The sequence below is a fragment of the Novosphingobium sp. JCM 18896 genome, from assembly GCF_025938095.1.
GTDB lineage: Bacteria > Pseudomonadota > Alphaproteobacteria > Sphingomonadales > Sphingomonadaceae > Novosphingobium.
This window is the reverse complement of the sequence record NZ_JAPCZF010000010.1, coordinates 90,802-107,439: the sequence shown is the minus strand read 5'-3', so window position 1 is coordinate 107,439 and position 16,638 is coordinate 90,802. Positions and strand designations below refer to the sequence as shown.

The following is a 16,638-nucleotide window of genomic DNA, read 5'->3' as shown; positions in this document are numbered from 1 at the left end:
GTTACGGCGGAACCAATTTGGACGTTTCCAAATACCTCGAGGACGAGGAAGGCCTCGCGGATGCGGGCGTCAGCGCGCGTTACAGCGATCCCAACTACAATGTCGTGATCGACCCGGCGCGGCCCGAGTTCGATCCCTCCACGATCGACCTGTCAGCCGCCAAGACGGTCGAGGATAATCCTGAGACCTATCTCGGCACCGACGTCGCCGTGGGCGGCGCCCAGGCCGGTTGCGAGCCGCTTCCGGGAACGGGCGCCAAGGACTCCGTCTACTATGAGAGCTGCAATCAGGGCGACGAGATCTACTGGGTTCCGCAGACCTGTCGCGCATCCCTGAGCGTCACCGTCGAGAAGACGTCGACCTACATCTATTACGCCGCGACCGCAGGGCCATACGTGAACAGCGGCGGATTTGCTGGGCCGCGCGCCGACGGCACCTGCCGCGCGATCGGCACCTTTGGCTATTGTTCGGAGCTTCGGCGTTATGGCTGGAGCCCGACGGGCAACTGCAAGGACACCGACTACTCGCCAGAGATCATCGAGTGCACGCGCGAGATCAGCGGCCTCAGTGGCAACCCGGTTTGGACAGGCATCGATCCTGCGACCGGCCAGTTCTGGTCCTCCCGCTCGGAAACCGCGTCGCCGCCAGTGATCACGCGCAGCGAGGAATACTGCGCGGCCCGCACCAATCCTGACTGCAAAATCGAAGGCGGCGAGGTTTGCACCGACAGTGATCCGGTGACCCGCGTGATCAATGGTGTCGCGGTCACTCAGCCTTGCTGGGCTTGGGCGCAAACCTATCAATGTCCGCATCGCCGGGCGGCCAACGATTGTTCCAGCCTCGAGGCCAAGTCCAATTGCCAGTTCGATCACAACGAGTGCCTGAGCCAGAACGAGGACGGCAGCTGCAACGTCTACGACAGAGTGTTTCGCTGCACGACGCCTGACGCCTCGACAGCTTCGCCTCCCGCCTACATCTGCGGCAGCGACCTCTACTGCATCAACGGCGAATGCACCCAGGTCGAGCGCGAGGCCTCGACCGAGTTCAAGGACGCGATGGTCGCGCTCCACGCCATGGGCGATGTGCGCGACCAGTTCGATCCGGCCACCTTGACCCTATTCAACGGCGAAAAGGCCGGCTGTCACAAGCCTGTCTTCGGCCTCGTCAACTGCTGCGCGGGCAAGACCTCGGGACTTCTCACCACGGCCGCCGGCGGGGCTGCGCTTGCCGGAGGTCCGGCGGCGATCGCCGCACTCGCGACGCCATTCCTCACCATGTTCATGTGTAGCGGCGAGGAGATGATGCTCGACGTCAAGGACCGCATGGGCCTGTGCCACTATGTCGGCACTTACTGCTCGGACAAGGTCCTCGGCGTCTGCATATCGAAAACGCGCAACTATTGCTGCTTCGAGAGCAAGCTCAGCCGCATCATCCAGGAACAGGGTCGCAGTCAGCTCGGCAAGTCATGGGGCACGCCCAAGACGCCCGACTGCAAGGGGTTTTCGCCCGAAGAATTCCAGAGGCTCGATCTGTCGAGGATGGATTTCACCGAGGTCTACAACGAGTTCATCGACGCCGCGAAAGTGCCCGACGAGATCCAGACCTCGATCGAGATCCAGGAGAAGATCGAAGAATACTACCGGCTGCACGGGGGGACGCCGAAGTGAGCAATGTCGTCAGAATGCTCGACAATCGACCGTTTCCTGACCTCACGGTTTTCGAGTTCGCCGTGGCGAGCGCGATCTCGCGTCAGGTCATCGCCACGGACGAAGAGCTGCAGGAAGTGCTCTCCGACTGGTTCCTTCGCCAGGTTCGGCCTGCCGAAGTCGCCGCCGCGCTCGACAGCATGGCCATGCGCGGGCTCGTGCGGCGCGGCGGCGAGACGCTTTGCGGCTACGGCCTCACCAGCGAGGGCATCAATGCAGTGGCGACGCTCTACGGCGGCTGCATTCGCATGATCGATCGCGGTCTCGGTCTTCTCAACACGCCGATGATCCTCAGCCTTCTCAACCTCATCAAGGAGACGCGCCATGCGTAAGCCTCGCCTTGTAGTCCCCGTGGTTCTTGCTCTCTTCTCGCAGATAGCCTCGCCGTTCGCGGCAGTCGCGCAGAGCGCTCCGGCCGAGCCGGGAATATCCGATGCCGAGGCTGCCGCTCCGCCCGCGCGCGGACCGCGCGATGCGTTCTATTGCGAGCAGCGAAAGCTCGGCAGCTGGTTCTACTGCGATCCCGACAAGGCGCGTGAGGCCGCGGCGTCGGTCGCTGCGCCTCGTGTTCCGGCGGCCAAGCAATTGGCCGCGATCAGTGAGCAGCTGGAGGAATTGAAGGCGCGTGCGATCCTTCAGCCGACCTCGGAGAACCTCGCCTCCTATATGCGCTTCCAGCGCGAGCAGCTTGATCGCGCGTCAACCTTCGCGGACGTTTGGGGCCGGACCGTCTGGCAAAATCCGGATCTCGACTACACGCTCGAGCGACCGATCAACTCCCTTGGCAAGCAAACGTGGATGGCCGATCGCAAAGCGGCGAAGGCAACGACGATGCAGGAGCTGTCGCAGCGCTACGGCGTATTTTACTTCTACTCGTCGGGATGTTCGGCCTGTCGCGTCTTCGCGCCGATCGTGCGATCGATCTCCGATCAATATGGTCTCGAGGTCCTGGCCGTGTCGATGGATGGCGGGGCCAACGATGTCTTCCCTCGCTACGCGGTCAACACCGGGCAGTACGAGCGCATGGGTCTGACAGGTAACCAAGTGCCCGCGCTGGTCCTCTTCGACACTCTGACCAAGAAGCCCATCCCGATCGGCTACGGCCTGATGGCCGCCGACGAGGTCATGGACCGCATCTTCACCCTTACGCAAACGCAGCCCGGGAGTGACTACTGATGGCGCGGCAACTCAAGTGGCGTGAGCGCATCGGCCTTACCCTGAGCGCAATCGCCGTCTCGCAGCTTGCCGTTGTGCAGGCGCATGCGAACGTGGGCACCGAGCTCAACGACTTCTTCAACGACATGGGTGGCGCCGGCAATGCCTATGGCCCGACCGCCTTCGAAGGTCAGTCGGCCGGCTATTACACAGGCGGCGGGGTGTGGGCTCGCTTCAAGAACAAGCAGGTGAACCCGATCAATATCCAACTGCCAAGCGTGAAAGCCGGCTGCGGCGGCATCGATATTTTCGGCGGCTCGTTCTCGTTCATCAACACAGACCAGATCGTTGCGATGCTGAAGGGCGTCGCCAGCAACGCGCTGGGCTTCGCCTTCCAGCTCGCGATCAAGTCGATCAGTCCGCAGATCTCGCAGACCATCGAGGAGATGGCGCAGAAGGTCGAGAAGCTCAATCAGATGAACATCTCGTCGTGCGAGGCCGCGCAGGGCTTGGTCGCAGGCCTCTGGGGCGAGAGCCAGGGGCGCGATTCCGAAGTCTGCAAGGCGATCGCCAATAGCCAGGGCTTTGCAACCGACTGGGCCAAAGCCCGCCAGGATTGCAACGCTGGCGGCGAACGCGCGGAGATCCTGGAGAAGAACGGCGACGAGACGATCCCCTCGAAGTCATACAACTACACGTGGCACATGCTGAACAAGAGCTACCCTTCGTTCTCGCGCGAGTTCAAGGAGTACCTGATGTCGCTGGTGGGCACGATCATCTACCAGCGCGCCGAAAGCGATGAGGGCTCGGGCACGGTCCGATATGTGGGGCAGGGCAACCGCGAGCTGATCCAGGCGCTTCTGCTCGGCACCTCGGATACGCCGGTCCTGCGCTGCAACGAGACCAATGAGTGTCTGGAGCCGAGCCCCAGCGGCACGGTGACGATCACGCCGACGCAGGCTCTTCAACCGCGCATTGCCGCATTGATCACCTCGATGGCGGCCAAGGTCCGTTCGAACGAGGCGCTGACCGCAGAAGAGGTGGGGATCCTTGGGGGCACTAGCGTGCCGCTCTACAAGATCATCACCGTCAACGCGGCCGCGCAGATGGGCGGTATGACCCAAGCCGATATCCAGGGTCTCGCCGAGATCGTCGCCGTCGATATGCTCGAGCAGATCGTCCAGGAGTTTTACGGCTACGTCCAGAAAGCGCAGGGCTCGTTCAACGAAGCGGACGAGGCGACGCTCGCGCAATGGCGTGAGCAGCTGCAGAATGTGAGCAAGGTGCTCGACGGCTACAGCTACAAGCTGAACGAACGCCTGGTTCGCACGCAGACCTACGTCGACCGGGCGGTCTTTCTCGAGCGCACGCTGCGCAACTCGATATCGCCGCAGATGTCGGCCGCGCTCTCGTTCCGTTCGAGCGCCGCGGCGCAAGGGCTCAACTAGGAGACTTTGCTATGCTGGAGATCTTCACCATCGGTGGCGGCGAGTACATCGTCAACGTCCTCAACGCCGTCGCGTCCTGGACCGGAGGAGGGGGCTTCCGCTCCCTGATCCAGGTCACGATGGTGATGGGTCTCGCCTACGTGCTGCTGGTCGTCGCTTTCAGCCTCAACTGGAAGGCCTGGTTCCACTGGTTCCTATCAGCGACGCTGATGTACGGTATCCTCATCGTCCCGACCACGAGCGTGAAAGTGACCGATCGGATCAACCCCGGCCTGGCACCGGCAGTGGTTGCCAACGTGCCGATAGGCCTTGCATCGATCGCGTCGTTCACGAGCCAGATCGGAGACTGGCTGACGGAGCAGGCCGAAACGGTTTTCGTCATGCCCGATGCGCTGGAGTACCGCACCAACGGCATCATCTACGGCGCCCGGCTCTACGACAAGACGAAGGACTTCAAGTTCCGCGACCCGCGGGTGCGAACGAACCTCACCGAGTATTTCAAGCAGTGCCTGTTCTACGATTTCCTGCTCGGTCAGAAGGACCCGTCGGACGTCATGAACTCGAACGACATCCTCATCGACATGGGCCCGGGGTCGCCGGCGCGCGCCATGTCCTACTGGAATGACGACGGCACCACCGAAATCCGAACCTGCGCCACTGCCTACACCGCTCTGTCCTCGGCCGCAGGTGTACCCGCCAAGACAGATGAGGAGCTTGGCCGCACGGCTCCGAGCATCTTCCCGAACCTGACGCAGGCCGCCGCGAAAGCGAAGCTGGAGGCAGACCTGCCGGCAGTGGCAGCTCAGTTCCACGGCAGCACCCAGACGGCAGGCCAGATATTTCAGCAGCGGGCCCTGACCGATGCCTTTCTGGAGGCGCGGGCGAACCTGTCATCAGCGGACGGCGATACCTTTGCCATGATGCGCGCCGAGACACAGGCGAAGAACACTTACACGTCGATCGCCCAGCAGGCGATGACCTGGGTGCCGCTCCTGAACATCGTGCTTGTGGTCGTTTTCTACGCGATGTTCCCGGTGATCTTTCCGCTGTTCCTGATGCCGCAGACCGTCGTCGGCGCGTTGAAGGGCTATCTGACCGGGTTCTTCTATCTCGCGGCGTGGGGTCCACTCTATGCGGTCCTTCATATGTTCATCATGGGGCGCGAGGAGGCTTCCATGGCCGCGGCCGCGCCGGGCGGCATCACCATGGCGACGATCGAGAGCATCGATGCCGTGAACGCTGATACGGCGACGATCGCCGGCTTCCTCATGATGTCCATCCCGTTCCTCGCTGGCGGGCTCGCAAAGGGGGCGCTGACAATCTCGAGCCAGGCGACTTCGATGCTGGCGCCGGCGCAATCGGCCGCAGAAGCGGCCGCGATCGAGCGGACCACGGGCAATTACTCCTACGGCAATCTCAGCTACCAGAATCTCACCGGTAACGTCGTCCAGCGTGATCACTGGAATACGGCTTCTGCCTTCACGAGCGGCTTTGGCCGTTCGACCTTCGTCAACGACAACGGCACGCAGTTTGGTCAAACGGCCGATGGCACCACCGTTTACGACAACCGTGGCGGCATGAGCAGCCTAGGGTTCACTCCAACTGTGTCGCGCTCGACAATGGCCGAGGTCAGCGAGGCGGCGGCAGAGTTGGAGACCCGGCGCACGGCGCTCACTAACTCGCGGTCCGAGCGCGTTGCAGCGCTGGAGCGTGCCGGGTTCAGCCAGGCGAGTGGTTTCCGATCGTCGAGCGGTTCTGAGGCGTCCACCGGGCATGGTAGCACCGCGAGCCAGGGGGAAAGCTATAGCAAGTCTCAGGGAGCTTCCGATCAGGTCGGGACATCGCGAGACATCGGGCAAACGGTCGAGAGCAGCCGCGGGACGCAAGACCAGTATAAATCAGGGACAGGGACGCAATGGTCCGTCGGCGGTTCCTTGGGTACTCAAAAGGGCGGAGCGCCGGGTAGGGGTTCGCAAGGAGGATCGGGCACGGGCAGCGCTAGTGCGGGCGGCAGTTTGAGCAAAGATGCGTGGGATGGCGTCTTTTTCACCAACGGCACTTCACAGGCCCGAAGTGACCGGTCGAACACAAGTTCGGGAGAGAGCCACCGCAGAGGCGAGGACCATACGGAGGACAACCGACTAAACGAGGAAGCCTACTCGCGCAGCGGCAGCTTCTCGCGCAACGAAGGATATTCGGAAAGTCGAACTTTTCGCGATAAGACGGTCGAGGAAATTCGGTCTATCGATCGGCAGCTTGCCGAGATCGAGGAGGCTTCCCGTTCGCTTGGAACCACCTGGACAATGCGTGAAGGTGGAGGGATGCAGGTGAGCCAGGATCTGTCTCAGATCGTGGCGAGCCGATATCAGGAATACGCCAACAGCGCCGAATTCAGAGCTCTGGGTGCGCCTTCGCTCCAGGCGGTAGATTTGAGCCCGACGCAAATGCGCGCCCGCGACATGATCGTGGACCGCATAGCCAAGGACTACGTCGATCATATTATGGAGCCGGTACGCGATGAACTGGTCCCGCCGACGGAGTTGCGGGGGCCGGTGCAGGCGCCCAGTGACTTTACTGAAGCGGACCTGCGCGGCAGCCTCGGCGGCACAACCGGGCCCCGAGGTGGAGGAAATGATTCCGCCTTCAAGCAATTCCAGGATGAGGTGGCAGGGGAGATCAGATCGGGGAAAGGTTCGATTGAAGGAAGACGTGCTGCATCAGAAGCCAATCGCACTGGAGCGGTTCAAGGAGCTTCCGATCTGAGCCGAAATACAGATGACAGATCGAATCTAAACTGGTTCCGTGAAAAGGACCGTAAGCCCTAAAACAGTGTTCCGTAAAGCATCACGAAGGCAACGACGCCCACACCTAATAGGAAAGCGAAAAGCTGGAGTGGGCTTTTGGGAGCTTTGTTTTCCTCGCTAGGCCCTATAAGATTTTCATTAATGCGCTGACGGCTTTCGTCATCGAACAACAACCCAAGGCCGTTACCTTCCTGAGATCCGTCGTACGGGAAGGACATGCTTCAACTCCTTTGGCCAAAGGATACCATGTGGCATGCAGAAACGCTAGGGAAAGCGCGGAAATCTAAGCAAACGATCGATAGAACGTCTTGCGCTTGAGACGCTGCGCGGTCTACGCAACAGTACCTAACTCAGAGGCGCTGATGCCCCCGCAGGAACTACAGCTCGCGCTATATCTCGATCTTCGCCGGGGGATTCTTTCGAACAAATACGCTCCGGGCGAGCGCCTCGTCACTAAAGCTCTCTCCGACGCGACAAGCCTCACGAATTCCGCGACAATGGGCGTTCTCAATGCGCTCGCTACCGATGGCTATCTGAAGAAACATCAGAGGAGCTACTCCGTCGCGGCCTGGTCGCTGGAAAACGTCCTCGAGTGCACGGACCGACTTGAGGTTTTTGTCGAGACCTGTGCCGCTCGCGTGCTGATCGAAAAGGGGCCGCGGCTCGACAGCATGCAGCGCATTTCGGCCGAGCTCATGGCTACAGACCCGCTGGACGAAACGTTCTTCCTACTCGCGATGGACTGGTTCCGTGAGCTCTTCGGCGCCGGTGATCGGCCGACGGTCGCTTCTGTTGCGCACAGGCTAATCCCGCAGGTCTATCATCGCATCGTTTGGCTGATCCTGACGACAGCACCTAACCCTCGCAAGTCGGTGCGCAAGCTCGTCGCAGCCAATCTCGAGTGGCTAGAGGGAGGTCTTAGAGGCTTCAGAAAGCGCCAGGTCGGCATCTTCGATGAGCTGCGCGAAGCCTATAGTTCAAGCGCGTCGGCAGGTCTGCCATTTCGCTTTGACGAGGACGAACTCGCCGGTCGCTTGGAAATCCGCGAGCCCGATATTCGTGGGCGCTTGTTGGCGCTGTCCCACCCCTTTTATCCGCCGTTTCTGCCCGCGGACAGAAACGTCGGGAGCATCACTCCGATAGCCGTTTAGGTGGATAGCGGGACCGCCAGCACGGCCTTGTCTGATAAGGATCGCAGATAGGTTGCTCCCTGTGCTGCGGAGACTCCGTCGCGCCGCTTTAGAGCCGAGACCAAGTCGACCATCTTTTGACTGAATTCCGTGGCGACACCGTCCTGCAACGAGGCTGACCATGCGTAGGTGAGGCCGGCCTTTGCTAGTGATGCATACTCGCGAAAGAGGTCGGGTGCGTTCATCCCGGCGACCAGAGCGAGAAATAGGCGCTGGGTCGTAAGGCATGCCTCCAGCAGATCATTTTTTGCAGAATGAGCCACGATTTCGGCAACAAGCTTATCCAGGGCTGGGACCATCGGTTGCATGTCGAGGTAGCGACAGCGCAGCGCCACGTTCGCCTCGATCATGCCTAGAGCCGCCAGACTCCGCGTGCGGTTGACCGGATCAAATCTCGTCCAGGCAAAATGGGTAAAATGGCTTTCGATAAATCCCGCAGCGCGAAGATCGTCAAAGTGGGTGTCGGCCTCTTCCTGGGAGACATTCAACAGCGCAGCGAGCGCCGAGTGAGTGATCGGATTGTCATATATCTTCGCGCGAGCGACGCGCAGCTTCAGCGCCTCGAGCTTCGGCTTGTCGCTCACCCGAAGGTGCTGCGCAGCCGCCGTGTAGAGGGATTGGACGTCGTCGGCGAAGTGCATGCGCCTCGATAACACAAGTCAGGTGCGGCGGAAGGGGGGCTTCAATCGCGATCGATGAATTGGATCTCGCGAGCATGCTCGATGATCCGCCGCAAGCGAAAGGCCAAAGGTTCGACCGGATCGCTAGCCAGGACGCGTGCGCAGACAGTTTCGAGTTCGTCGATCTGCAGACCTTCTACGCTTTCAGTGAGTTCAAAGTGGGCATGCGCAGCCATGAGGATTCGTAGGTCGCCGAGTTGAACGGTCATGTTCCTGCCTCGGTCTCAAATCAATTTAAGTATGTAATAAAGGTCGAGCCAATCAGTGCCGATAGTTCGGGAAGGGCGGGCGAATGGGGCAATGTCATATCGAGATATAACCATTCTCTAAGGCATATACCGGCGTTACAGATCACTTGAGCGCCATAATCCCAACTCGAAGTGTTTGATCCAAGCGTCGACGCCGCCAATCTGGAGCTAGTATCCTAGCAAGTCCCAGATTTTATTGGTTTTGCGTGCGGCCGTCCGCCCATCTGTGCCTTATTTGAGCCAAAATGCGAACGAGTCGCAATAAGTGACCGTGTCGGCTTACCATGAGCGACGATTGTCGGGGGGGGCAGCGCCAGAAGCGCGTTGACCATAGTCCGCGTGCCGTTTGGTGGGTTGCCGGGGTCGGCCCCAGCGATAGTGATACGGGAACAATTCGGCTGACCGTCAGGGGAAGGCTTTCCCCTCCCATGCGTTGAAATCATGAAGGCAATTGTCGACGACTGACCTGGACTACCTCAGATTGAAGATCGCGACCTACAATGTGAACGGCATCAACGGACGCCTGACCCTGCTGCTGCGTTGGCTGGAACTGGCTGAGCCGGATGTCGTCTGCTTGCAGGAATTGAAGGCGCCCGACGCGAGCTTCCCCGAGGCGGCAATCCGTGATCTCGGCTATGATGCGATCTGGCATGGGCAGAAGAGCTGGAACGGCGTCGCGATTCTCAGCCGGGTCGGCGAAATCCACGAGACCCGCCGCGGACTTCCCGGCGCACCTGATGACGAACAGAGCCGCTACATCGAAGCGGCGGTGAAGGGGGTGCTGATAGCCGGTCTCTATCTGCCCAACGGCAATCCCCGACCGGGGTCAAAATTCGACTACAAGCTGCGGTGGTTCGAGCGCCTGCACGACCATCTTGCCGGCCTCGTATCACTAGACGCTCCCGTCGTGATCGCGGGCGACTTCAATGTCATACCGACCGACCTCGACGTATATGTCCCTGAGCGCTGGCGCAACGACGCTCTGTTCGCGCCCGAAGTCCGCGAAGCCTATGCGCGCCTGATCGGGCAAGGCTGGACCGATGCACTTCGCGAGCTACATCCCGGCGAGCACATCTACACCTTCTGGAAATACTGGCGGAACTCGTTCGAGCGGGATGCCGGCCTGCGCATCGATCACATCCTGCTGAATCCAAAGGCTGCCGCGCGGCTTGTTGCCGCCGAAGTGGATCGCCGACCGCGTAGCTGGGACAAGACCAGCGACCATGCGCCGGTATGGATCGACCTCGCTGACAAGGCGCGGCGACGGCGGAAGGCCTAGCGCTCGTCCTCCGGCAGGTCCGCATACCAGTCTGCATAGGGTCCGGTTCGCGCGAGATGGCGATTGAGATCCGGGGTCCCATCATCCCACCAGACCGGGCCGCGTTCGCCGAGCGCGATCTTGGCGCGATCGACCGCTTCGTGAGCCTCGGTTTCCGCCGCACGATCGCCGCTTCGCTTGGCAAGACCGACCGCGCGGCGGGCGGTCATCAATTCATGCACAAGACGTTCGCGCACATCGGATTCGAGGTCCGGATTGCTCGCCCGCCACAGTCGCCCACGAACCACAAAATATCGCCCGTCAGGTGTTGTCGGATAGGCGCGCTTGCTCATGCCCTACCGCTCTGGCCGGCAAGGCTCCGGAATGTGATCGACCATCTCGGATGATCCATGGGCGCGATGCTGTGCTCCCATTGGTGCCGTACTTCGCCGGACAGATGATAGATCGAGCGCGGTGCGAGATCGACCCTGGCCCGCTCGAATCCGCGGTCGCTCCGTCGGCGCAGCCGCAGGGTAGCCGCATGCCCGAGCGAGATGCCGACGACATGCTCAAATACCGGACGATCCCTGTGCCATCCGATCCCGGCACCGGGACCGTAGCGGATCAGCAGCGCTTGCACGAGCTGGCTAGGATCGAGATTGGCGAAGCCAGCTGCGCGTTGCCGGATGCCATCGAGCCAGTCGGGCATTGGGTCGGTCGGCGCGAACGCGCCTGTCGCGAAATCGTAGCTCCAGCCATAGGACCGCGTCAGCCGCTTGCCTGTCCACTGCTGAAAGCGAAACGGGCTGAGGCCGGTATCGTCGATATGCGCAATCAGCGCGGCTTCCTCAGCCTCCGAGATGATGTCACCGTGCATCGCGAGGCCAGCGACGGCCGGCGCGTCGAACAGGTCAAGCATAGCGTTCACCGCGGCCGTCCCGGCCACCCTCGACGCCGCCGGCGGCACGCAGGAGGGAGCCCAGTGGACGCCCGGCCAGCATGCAGGTCGCGACGACGCGATCATAGCTGCGCCGCCCGGCGTGACAGCTCAGCACCTTTCCCATCGCGAGCCGTTCGAGACGGCGCTTGGCGGCGATGCCACCCGGCTCATTCAACTCGGGCGCGTAGAAGTCCGCGAGCCGGATTTCGATCCAGCGATCGGGACGGCCAGCGGGGCCGACGCACAGGCCGTCGCCATCGCCGACATAGCGGACGACACCCGAGAAGGTCATTCCCGCTGATGGCAGCGCACCTTCACACGGATCGGCGAGCGCGGGCGACGCCCACGCGCTGGCAACCAAGGCGGTGAGGATGAGGGGGAAGCGCATGGACGATCTGATATAGATGGCGATCGCGTTGGTTCCACAGTGCCGATTGCTTGAGCCATTAGACTGGGAACTCGAAAATGCAGTGAACTGATCCCTCGGAGCGGTGGCCTTATCAGGTGCCAAGATGCCGAGGGCTTTGGCGAGCACCGACAGCGCGGTAAGGTAAAGCGCGTTCGCTTTCGTCCAGTCGATTAGTTTCTTCCAGAGTGCTAGAGCACCAGTGCTTGAGTTTGGTTAATAGCTTCAGGCGCGGCATAAGCGGCCCCCTCCATAGTTCGGCAGAACTATTTAGTGAGGGCCGCTCGGAGCAGAGTTAGGGCTTCACGGGAGATTTCATCTTGACTGCATCACGCTCATGAAGTCGAGCTTGAGCTTCGCTGATGCAGAGGGCTTTCTTGTTGGGGTCTTTCAACTTTTCGCACTCTTGCTTCTCATCCTCATACTGTTCCGAAAAGCCAACGGGCGGATTGGCCCGGCTCAGGATATCAGCTTGCGATCTCGTCTGAGCGGGAGCCGGCTCTTCGGTTTTATCGCCACACGCAGTCAGCGCCAGTGCGAGGGTCAGCATTACAGGGATACGCATATTTCCCGTGGTGAGGTCCAGCTTATGGGATGGCACCTCAACAATCGGAAGGCATATTTCAGGTGGCGTGACCGACCTTGGATAACGCGGCGTTATAGATCGCCTCGTTGCCTCGCACCACTTCGTAGCGCGAAGCGAAGTCCCGATATGCCAGCAACGCTCGGGTCTCGTCGCATGTCGCGAAAACGTGTTGGTCGCCGAGCTGATCCGTACCGAAGATCATGTAAACCCGTTCGTCGTTCTCATCCATGCCCGCGGCCTCCGCCAGATGCTGAACTATCTCTTCTTCGGGCGTCCGGGTCCCGGCCCCCGCGATTGGGCCTCGCGCAAGCTGGCGGCTCGAATGCTCTTCCACTCGTGTATATACTTGAAGACCGAGATACACCGGGTCATCCGTTCGGATACGGACATTTCCAGAGCGTATTTGGGTTTGAATGCGTCTCGGGCGGCATCCATATCCTCGCCGCGCCGATGCGCTTCGATCATGGCGACGATACGCATGGCTGGCACGGTGCCCTCGGCATCGTCGGTCAGCAGCATTTCCATAGCACCGTCTTTGAACACGATTTTCGGAAGCTGGTTGGCGAGGGCTTCCATGATTTCGTCGCGGATTGCCTGATGCATCATCACTCCTTCGAACGGGAAGGAGGCGGCTACGGTCAAATGGTAAACCGGAATTTAACTTCTCATCTAGGGTGACGACGAAACGGGCCCTGCGCGCGATATGTCCAATCTTGAGATTGTCGAGTTTATACAAGTTCGACTCGGTTCGTCGCGCTAGAAGGGCGTAGCGACCCGTGATGACCGTTTTCGCAAGAGAGTGGTCTTCATAATCTTGATGGCTCCAGGCTCCCGTCTGGAGCCATTTCTTTATGGCGGGGCCCCGTAGGCGTCGTCGCTGAAACCCACCGGAATGGGGCTCGTGGCCTGCAGGGTGAATCTGGCTGAGAAGATCGGCTGACGGGTTGCGGTCGCTGCCAGCAAAATATGCTGACATTCCATAGCGGTCATCGCCAGATCGAGTTCAACGAAAGGAACGACGTCACCCCTTCGTCCTCGGTCCGCAAGCTGGCATCGGAACAATTCCCCTCCGAAGAACCTTCGGTTCACTCGGAGGCGTTCTGCAAAAATCTCTATGAACTTTGCGACCTGATGCCGAGAAGGAACAGCGTCCGTTGGATGCGTTCAATAGCGGAGACGAACAACAAACAGAAGGGGTTCGTCGCCAGTAGGACGGTTTGTATCGGCCATCCGACTGTGATGTGGCTGGGTCAGGCGCGCGATTTTGCCAGGAATGTTGAAATGAAGCAAAAGGTTATACCTTCCAAGGCAACGGGCTCCAACGCTGACCATGCGGGGCCTCCCCCTTATGTGCAGGTCCGCGGCGCGCGTCAGAACAACCTCAAGAATATCGACGTCGATGTGCCGCGCGACGCCTTCGTGGTGTTCACCGGCATATCGGGCTCGGGTAAATCGAGCCTCGTCTTCGGCACCCTCTATGCCGAAGCGCAGCGCCGATATCTGGAATCGGTCGCGCCCTATGCGCGCCGCCTGATCGACCAGGCCGGCGTGCCGGAGGTCGACGCGATCGACGGATTGCCGCCTGCGGTCGCCCTGCAGCAACAGCGCGGCTCGGCTAACGCGCGGTCCTCGGTCGGTAGCGTGACGACGCTCTCCAGCCTCGTGCGGATGCTATACTCGCGCGTCGGCGAATATCCGCGCAATCAGCCGATGCTCTTTGCGGAGGATTTCTCCCCCAACACGGTCGCGGGCGCCTGCCCGACCTGCCACGGCATCGGGCGGGTGTATGACGCGACCGAAGAGACGATGGTGCCCGACGATACGCTGACGATCCGGGAACGCGCTGTCGCCGCTTGGCCGGCCGCATGGCATGGCCAGAACCTGCGCGATATCCTCGTGTCGCTCGGCTATGACGTCGACACGCCGTGGCGCGATCTGCCGAAGAAGGATCGCGACTGGATTCTCTTTACCGACGAGGCGCCGACGGTGCCGGTCTATGCGGGCCTGACGCCCGAACAGACGCGCGTTGCCCTCAAGCGCCGCATGGAACCAAGCTACCAGGGCACCTTTACCGGCGCGCGCCGCTATGTGCTGGAGACCTTCGCCAACACGAAAAGCGCGCTGATGAAGAAGCGCGTCTCGCAATATATCATCGGCCGCGATTGCCCGACGTGCGACGGCAAGCGGCTGAAGCGCGAGGCCCTGTCCGTGAAGTTCGCGGGCCTAGACATCGCCGAGTTCGGCGACCTGACGGTGCTGAAGCTCCGGGACTTGCTCACGCCGGTCGCGCATGGCGAATATGGGGGCGCCGCGGCCCCGAAGGGCCATGTTCTCGGCAAGGCGGCCCGCGATGCGGCGGTCGAACAACGGGTCGCGGCGGGAGGTTCGGCACATAAGGCTGCGCCTGACGTGCGCCGCACGCCCAATCTTTCCGATGAAAAGCGGGTCGCCGCGCAGCGTCTAGCCTGCGAATTGCTCGAACGGCTCGAACCGCTGATCGATCTTGGCCTTGGCTATATCTCGCTCGACCGCAGCACGCCGACGCTCTCCTCCGGGGAGCTGCAACGCCTGCGCCTCGCCACACAATTGTCGTCGCAGCTCTTCGGCGTGGTCTATGTGCTGGACGAGCCATCGGCGGGGCTGCACCCGGCAGACGGCGAAGCCCTGCTGACCATCCTTCAGCGGCTGAAGGCGGCGGGCAACTCGCTGTTTGTCGTCGAACATGATCTCGACGTCATCCGCCATGCGGAATGGCTGGTCGATGTCGGCCCGGGTGCCGGCGAAAAGGGCGGCGAAGTGCTTTACAGCGGGCCGCTCGCGGGACTGGCCGATGTCGAGGCATCGATCACGCGCCGCTATCTGTTCGCAGAGCCCGTCGCCCATGATCGGACCCCGCGAGAAGCCAAAGCATGGCTTCGTCTCGAAGGCGTGACGCGCAACAATCTTCACGGCCTCGACGTCGAGCTTCCCATTGGCTGCTTCACCGCCGTCACAGGCGTGTCCGGATCGGGCAAATCCAGTCTGGTCAGCCAGGCGCTACCGGAGCTTGTCGCGGAACAGCTCGGCGGCTCGGCGGCCGTTGAAGAGGATGAGGTCGATCCGCTTCTCGATGTCGCGCAGGAGGATACCGAAGGCCGCATCGTGGCGGGCATGGAGTATGTCCGAAGGCTAGTGCGGGTCGATCAGCGGCCGATCGGCCGCACCCCGCGCTCGAACCTCGCCACCTACAGCGGCCTGTTCGATCATGTCCGCAAGATCTTCGCCGACACGCCGCTTGCCCGCCGGCGCCACTACAGGCCGGGCAGGTTCTCGTTCAACGTCGCGCAGGGCCGCTGCCCGGTGTGTGAGGGCGAGGGCTTCGTCATGGTGGAGCTGCTGTTCCTGCCGAGCGTCTATGCGCCTTGCTCGACCTGCCACGGCAGTCGCTACAATCCGCAGACGCTCGAAGTCGAATGGAACGGCCGCAACATCGCTCAGGTGCTTGAACTGACGGTGGACGAAGCGTGCGACTTCTTCGCAAGCGAGGCATCCGTCATGCGCTCGCTCGATGTGCTGCGGGAAATCGGCCTCGGCTATCTGCGGCTCGGGCAGCCGGCGACGGAATTGTCGGGCGGCGAGGCGCAGCGGATCAAGCTCGCGACCGAGCTGCAACGCGCGCAGCGGGGCAACACAATCTACATTCTCGACGAGCCGACATCGGGGCTGCACCCGTCCGACGCGGATCGGCTGATGCGGCACCTGCAGGGTCTTGTCGATGTCGGCAATACGATCGTGGTGGTCGAGCATGACATGCGCGCCGTCGCACAGGTCGATTGGGTCATCGATCTAGGACCAGGGGCCGGGGAGGAGGGTGGGCGCATTCTTGCTAGCGGCGTGCCACATCACGTCGCCGAAACGGAAAGCAGCGTGACCGCGCCTTATCTCAAGGCAGCGCTATAGGTGAGGGTAGAGCGAGACGAAGGCAACGGCAGTAAAGTTCGCCAGCATTCCGGAGATTAAAGGGACTGCTGCGGAATGTGACATCTCTAAGTTGCGCTTACATCATGTCGGAATGATAACAAAGATTATGTTAAAGTTCAAAAGGTTAGGCGGTGGTCTTCAGACTTTGCGAGTCGTTGTGAAACCCATGCGCCATTAGCTCTGTGTGCTACTCGCCATCTGCGAGGCCGAAGCTCAACCCGAGCGTCTACGTACGCCACATCGTGGTGCCGATCGGC

The 16,638-nt window shown here is 61.3% G+C and carries 17 protein-coding genes; 8 read left to right on the top strand and 9 right to left on the bottom strand.

All coding sequences use genetic code 11. The features are described from left to right. The first annotated feature begins 17 nt into the window (after positions 1-17). From OLX23_RS23700 to OLX23_RS23680, 5 genes are read left to right on the top strand one after another with little or no spacing between them, the layout of a single operon-like run. Entirely contained in the window at positions 18-1,667 is a 1,650-nt protein-coding gene (locus OLX23_RS23700) for a conjugal transfer protein TraN (protein ID WP_264447762.1), read from the top strand. Continuing rightward, positions 1,664-2,038 carry a hypothetical protein gene (locus tag OLX23_RS23695; protein ID WP_264447761.1) on the top strand — a complete coding sequence of 125 codons (375 nt, stop codon included), beginning with the start codon at positions 1,664-1,666 and terminating at the stop codon, positions 2,036-2,038. Before OLX23_RS23700 ends, OLX23_RS23695 begins: the two co-directional genes overlap by 4 nt. Beyond that, positions 2,031-2,882, top strand: a complete 852-nt coding sequence (gene traF, locus OLX23_RS23690) for a conjugal transfer protein TraF (protein ID WP_264447760.1) — start codon at positions 2,031-2,033, stop codon at positions 2,880-2,882. The genes OLX23_RS23695 and traF overlap by 8 nt, the downstream gene beginning before the upstream one ends. Next, the gene (locus OLX23_RS23685) at positions 2,882-4,309 is read left to right on the top strand and encodes a conjugal transfer protein TraH (protein ID WP_264447758.1); all 1,428 of its coding nucleotides are present in this window, start codon (positions 2,882-2,884) and stop codon (positions 4,307-4,309) included. Before traF ends, OLX23_RS23685 begins: the two co-directional genes overlap by 1 nt. An 11-nt stretch (positions 4,310-4,320) precedes the next feature. Next, the gene (locus OLX23_RS23680) at positions 4,321-7,134 is read left to right on the top strand and encodes a conjugal transfer protein TraG N-terminal domain-containing protein (RefSeq protein WP_264447756.1); all 2,814 of its coding nucleotides are present in this window, start codon (positions 4,321-4,323) and stop codon (positions 7,132-7,134) included. Here OLX23_RS23680 and OLX23_RS23675 read toward each other — a convergent pair. After that, positions 7,131-7,331, bottom strand: a complete 201-nt coding sequence (locus OLX23_RS23675; protein ID WP_264447754.1) for a hypothetical protein — start codon at positions 7,329-7,331, stop codon at positions 7,131-7,133. The two genes, OLX23_RS23680 and OLX23_RS23675, sit on opposite strands and share 4 nt — an antisense overlap. A gap of 144 nt (positions 7,332-7,475) precedes the next feature. Here OLX23_RS23675 and OLX23_RS23670 point away from each other — a divergent pair, with 144 nt between their 5' ends. Next, positions 7,476-8,264 (top strand): hypothetical protein, encoded by a 789-nt coding sequence (locus OLX23_RS23670; protein WP_264447753.1) that lies wholly within the window; start codon positions 7,476-7,478, stop codon positions 8,262-8,264. Here OLX23_RS23670 and OLX23_RS23665 read toward each other — a convergent pair. Continuing rightward, entirely contained in the window at positions 8,261-8,944 is a 684-nt protein-coding gene (locus OLX23_RS23665) for a hypothetical protein (RefSeq protein ID WP_264447751.1), read from the bottom strand. The genes OLX23_RS23670 and OLX23_RS23665 overlap by 4 nt on opposite strands. A gap of 41 nt (positions 8,945-8,985) precedes the next feature. After that, positions 8,986-9,192, bottom strand: coding sequence for a hypothetical protein (locus tag OLX23_RS23660; protein ID WP_264447750.1), 207 nt, complete (start codon positions 9,190-9,192; stop codon positions 8,986-8,988). Positions 9,193-9,712: 520 nt separating this feature from the next. On the opposite strand from OLX23_RS23660, the gene xth reads away from it, so the two are divergent. Further along, positions 9,713-10,510 carry an exodeoxyribonuclease III gene (xth, locus tag OLX23_RS23655; RefSeq protein WP_264447806.1) on the top strand — a complete coding sequence of 266 codons (798 nt, stop codon included), beginning with the start codon at positions 9,713-9,715 and terminating at the stop codon, positions 10,508-10,510. Here xth and OLX23_RS23650 read toward each other — a convergent pair. The 6 genes from OLX23_RS23650 to OLX23_RS23625 all read right to left on the bottom strand — a co-directional run bounded on the left by OLX23_RS23650 (position 10,507) and on the right by OLX23_RS23625 (position 13,063). Then, on the bottom strand, positions 10,507-10,842 hold the full coding sequence (locus OLX23_RS23650; protein ID WP_264447749.1) for a hypothetical protein: 336 nt from the start codon (positions 10,840-10,842) through the stop codon (positions 10,507-10,509). The two genes, xth and OLX23_RS23650, sit on opposite strands and share 4 nt — an antisense overlap. Next, the gene (locus OLX23_RS23645; RefSeq protein WP_264447804.1) at positions 10,839-11,408 is read right to left on the bottom strand and encodes an alpha-ketoglutarate-dependent dioxygenase AlkB; all 570 of its coding nucleotides are present in this window, start codon (positions 11,406-11,408) and stop codon (positions 10,839-10,841) included. Before OLX23_RS23645 ends, OLX23_RS23650 begins: the two co-directional genes overlap by 4 nt. Next, positions 11,401-11,817 carry a thermonuclease family protein gene (locus tag OLX23_RS23640; protein WP_264447748.1) on the bottom strand — a complete coding sequence of 139 codons (417 nt, stop codon included), beginning with the start codon at positions 11,815-11,817 and terminating at the stop codon, positions 11,401-11,403. Before OLX23_RS23640 ends, OLX23_RS23645 begins: the two co-directional genes overlap by 8 nt. A 313-nt stretch (positions 11,818-12,130) precedes the next feature. Then, positions 12,131-12,385, bottom strand: coding sequence for a hypothetical protein (locus OLX23_RS23635; protein WP_264447747.1), 255 nt, complete (start codon positions 12,383-12,385; stop codon positions 12,131-12,133). A 73-nt stretch (positions 12,386-12,458) separates the two neighbouring features. Next, a complete protein-coding gene (locus OLX23_RS23630) occupies positions 12,459-12,650 on the bottom strand; it encodes a hypothetical protein (protein WP_264447746.1) in 192 nt (63 codons plus the stop codon). A 26-nt stretch (positions 12,651-12,676) separates the two neighbouring features. Continuing rightward, complete coding sequence (locus OLX23_RS23625; RefSeq protein ID WP_264447744.1) at positions 12,677-13,063, bottom strand: hypothetical protein; 387 nt, start codon at positions 13,061-13,063, stop codon at positions 12,677-12,679. A gap of 708 nt (positions 13,064-13,771) precedes the next feature. Between OLX23_RS23625 and OLX23_RS23620 the strand changes: the two genes are divergently transcribed. Then, positions 13,772-16,360 carry an excinuclease ABC subunit UvrA gene (locus OLX23_RS23620; protein WP_319641347.1) on the top strand — a complete coding sequence of 863 codons (2,589 nt, stop codon included), beginning with the start codon at positions 13,772-13,774 and terminating at the stop codon, positions 16,358-16,360. Positions 16,361-16,638 lie beyond the last annotated feature (278 nt).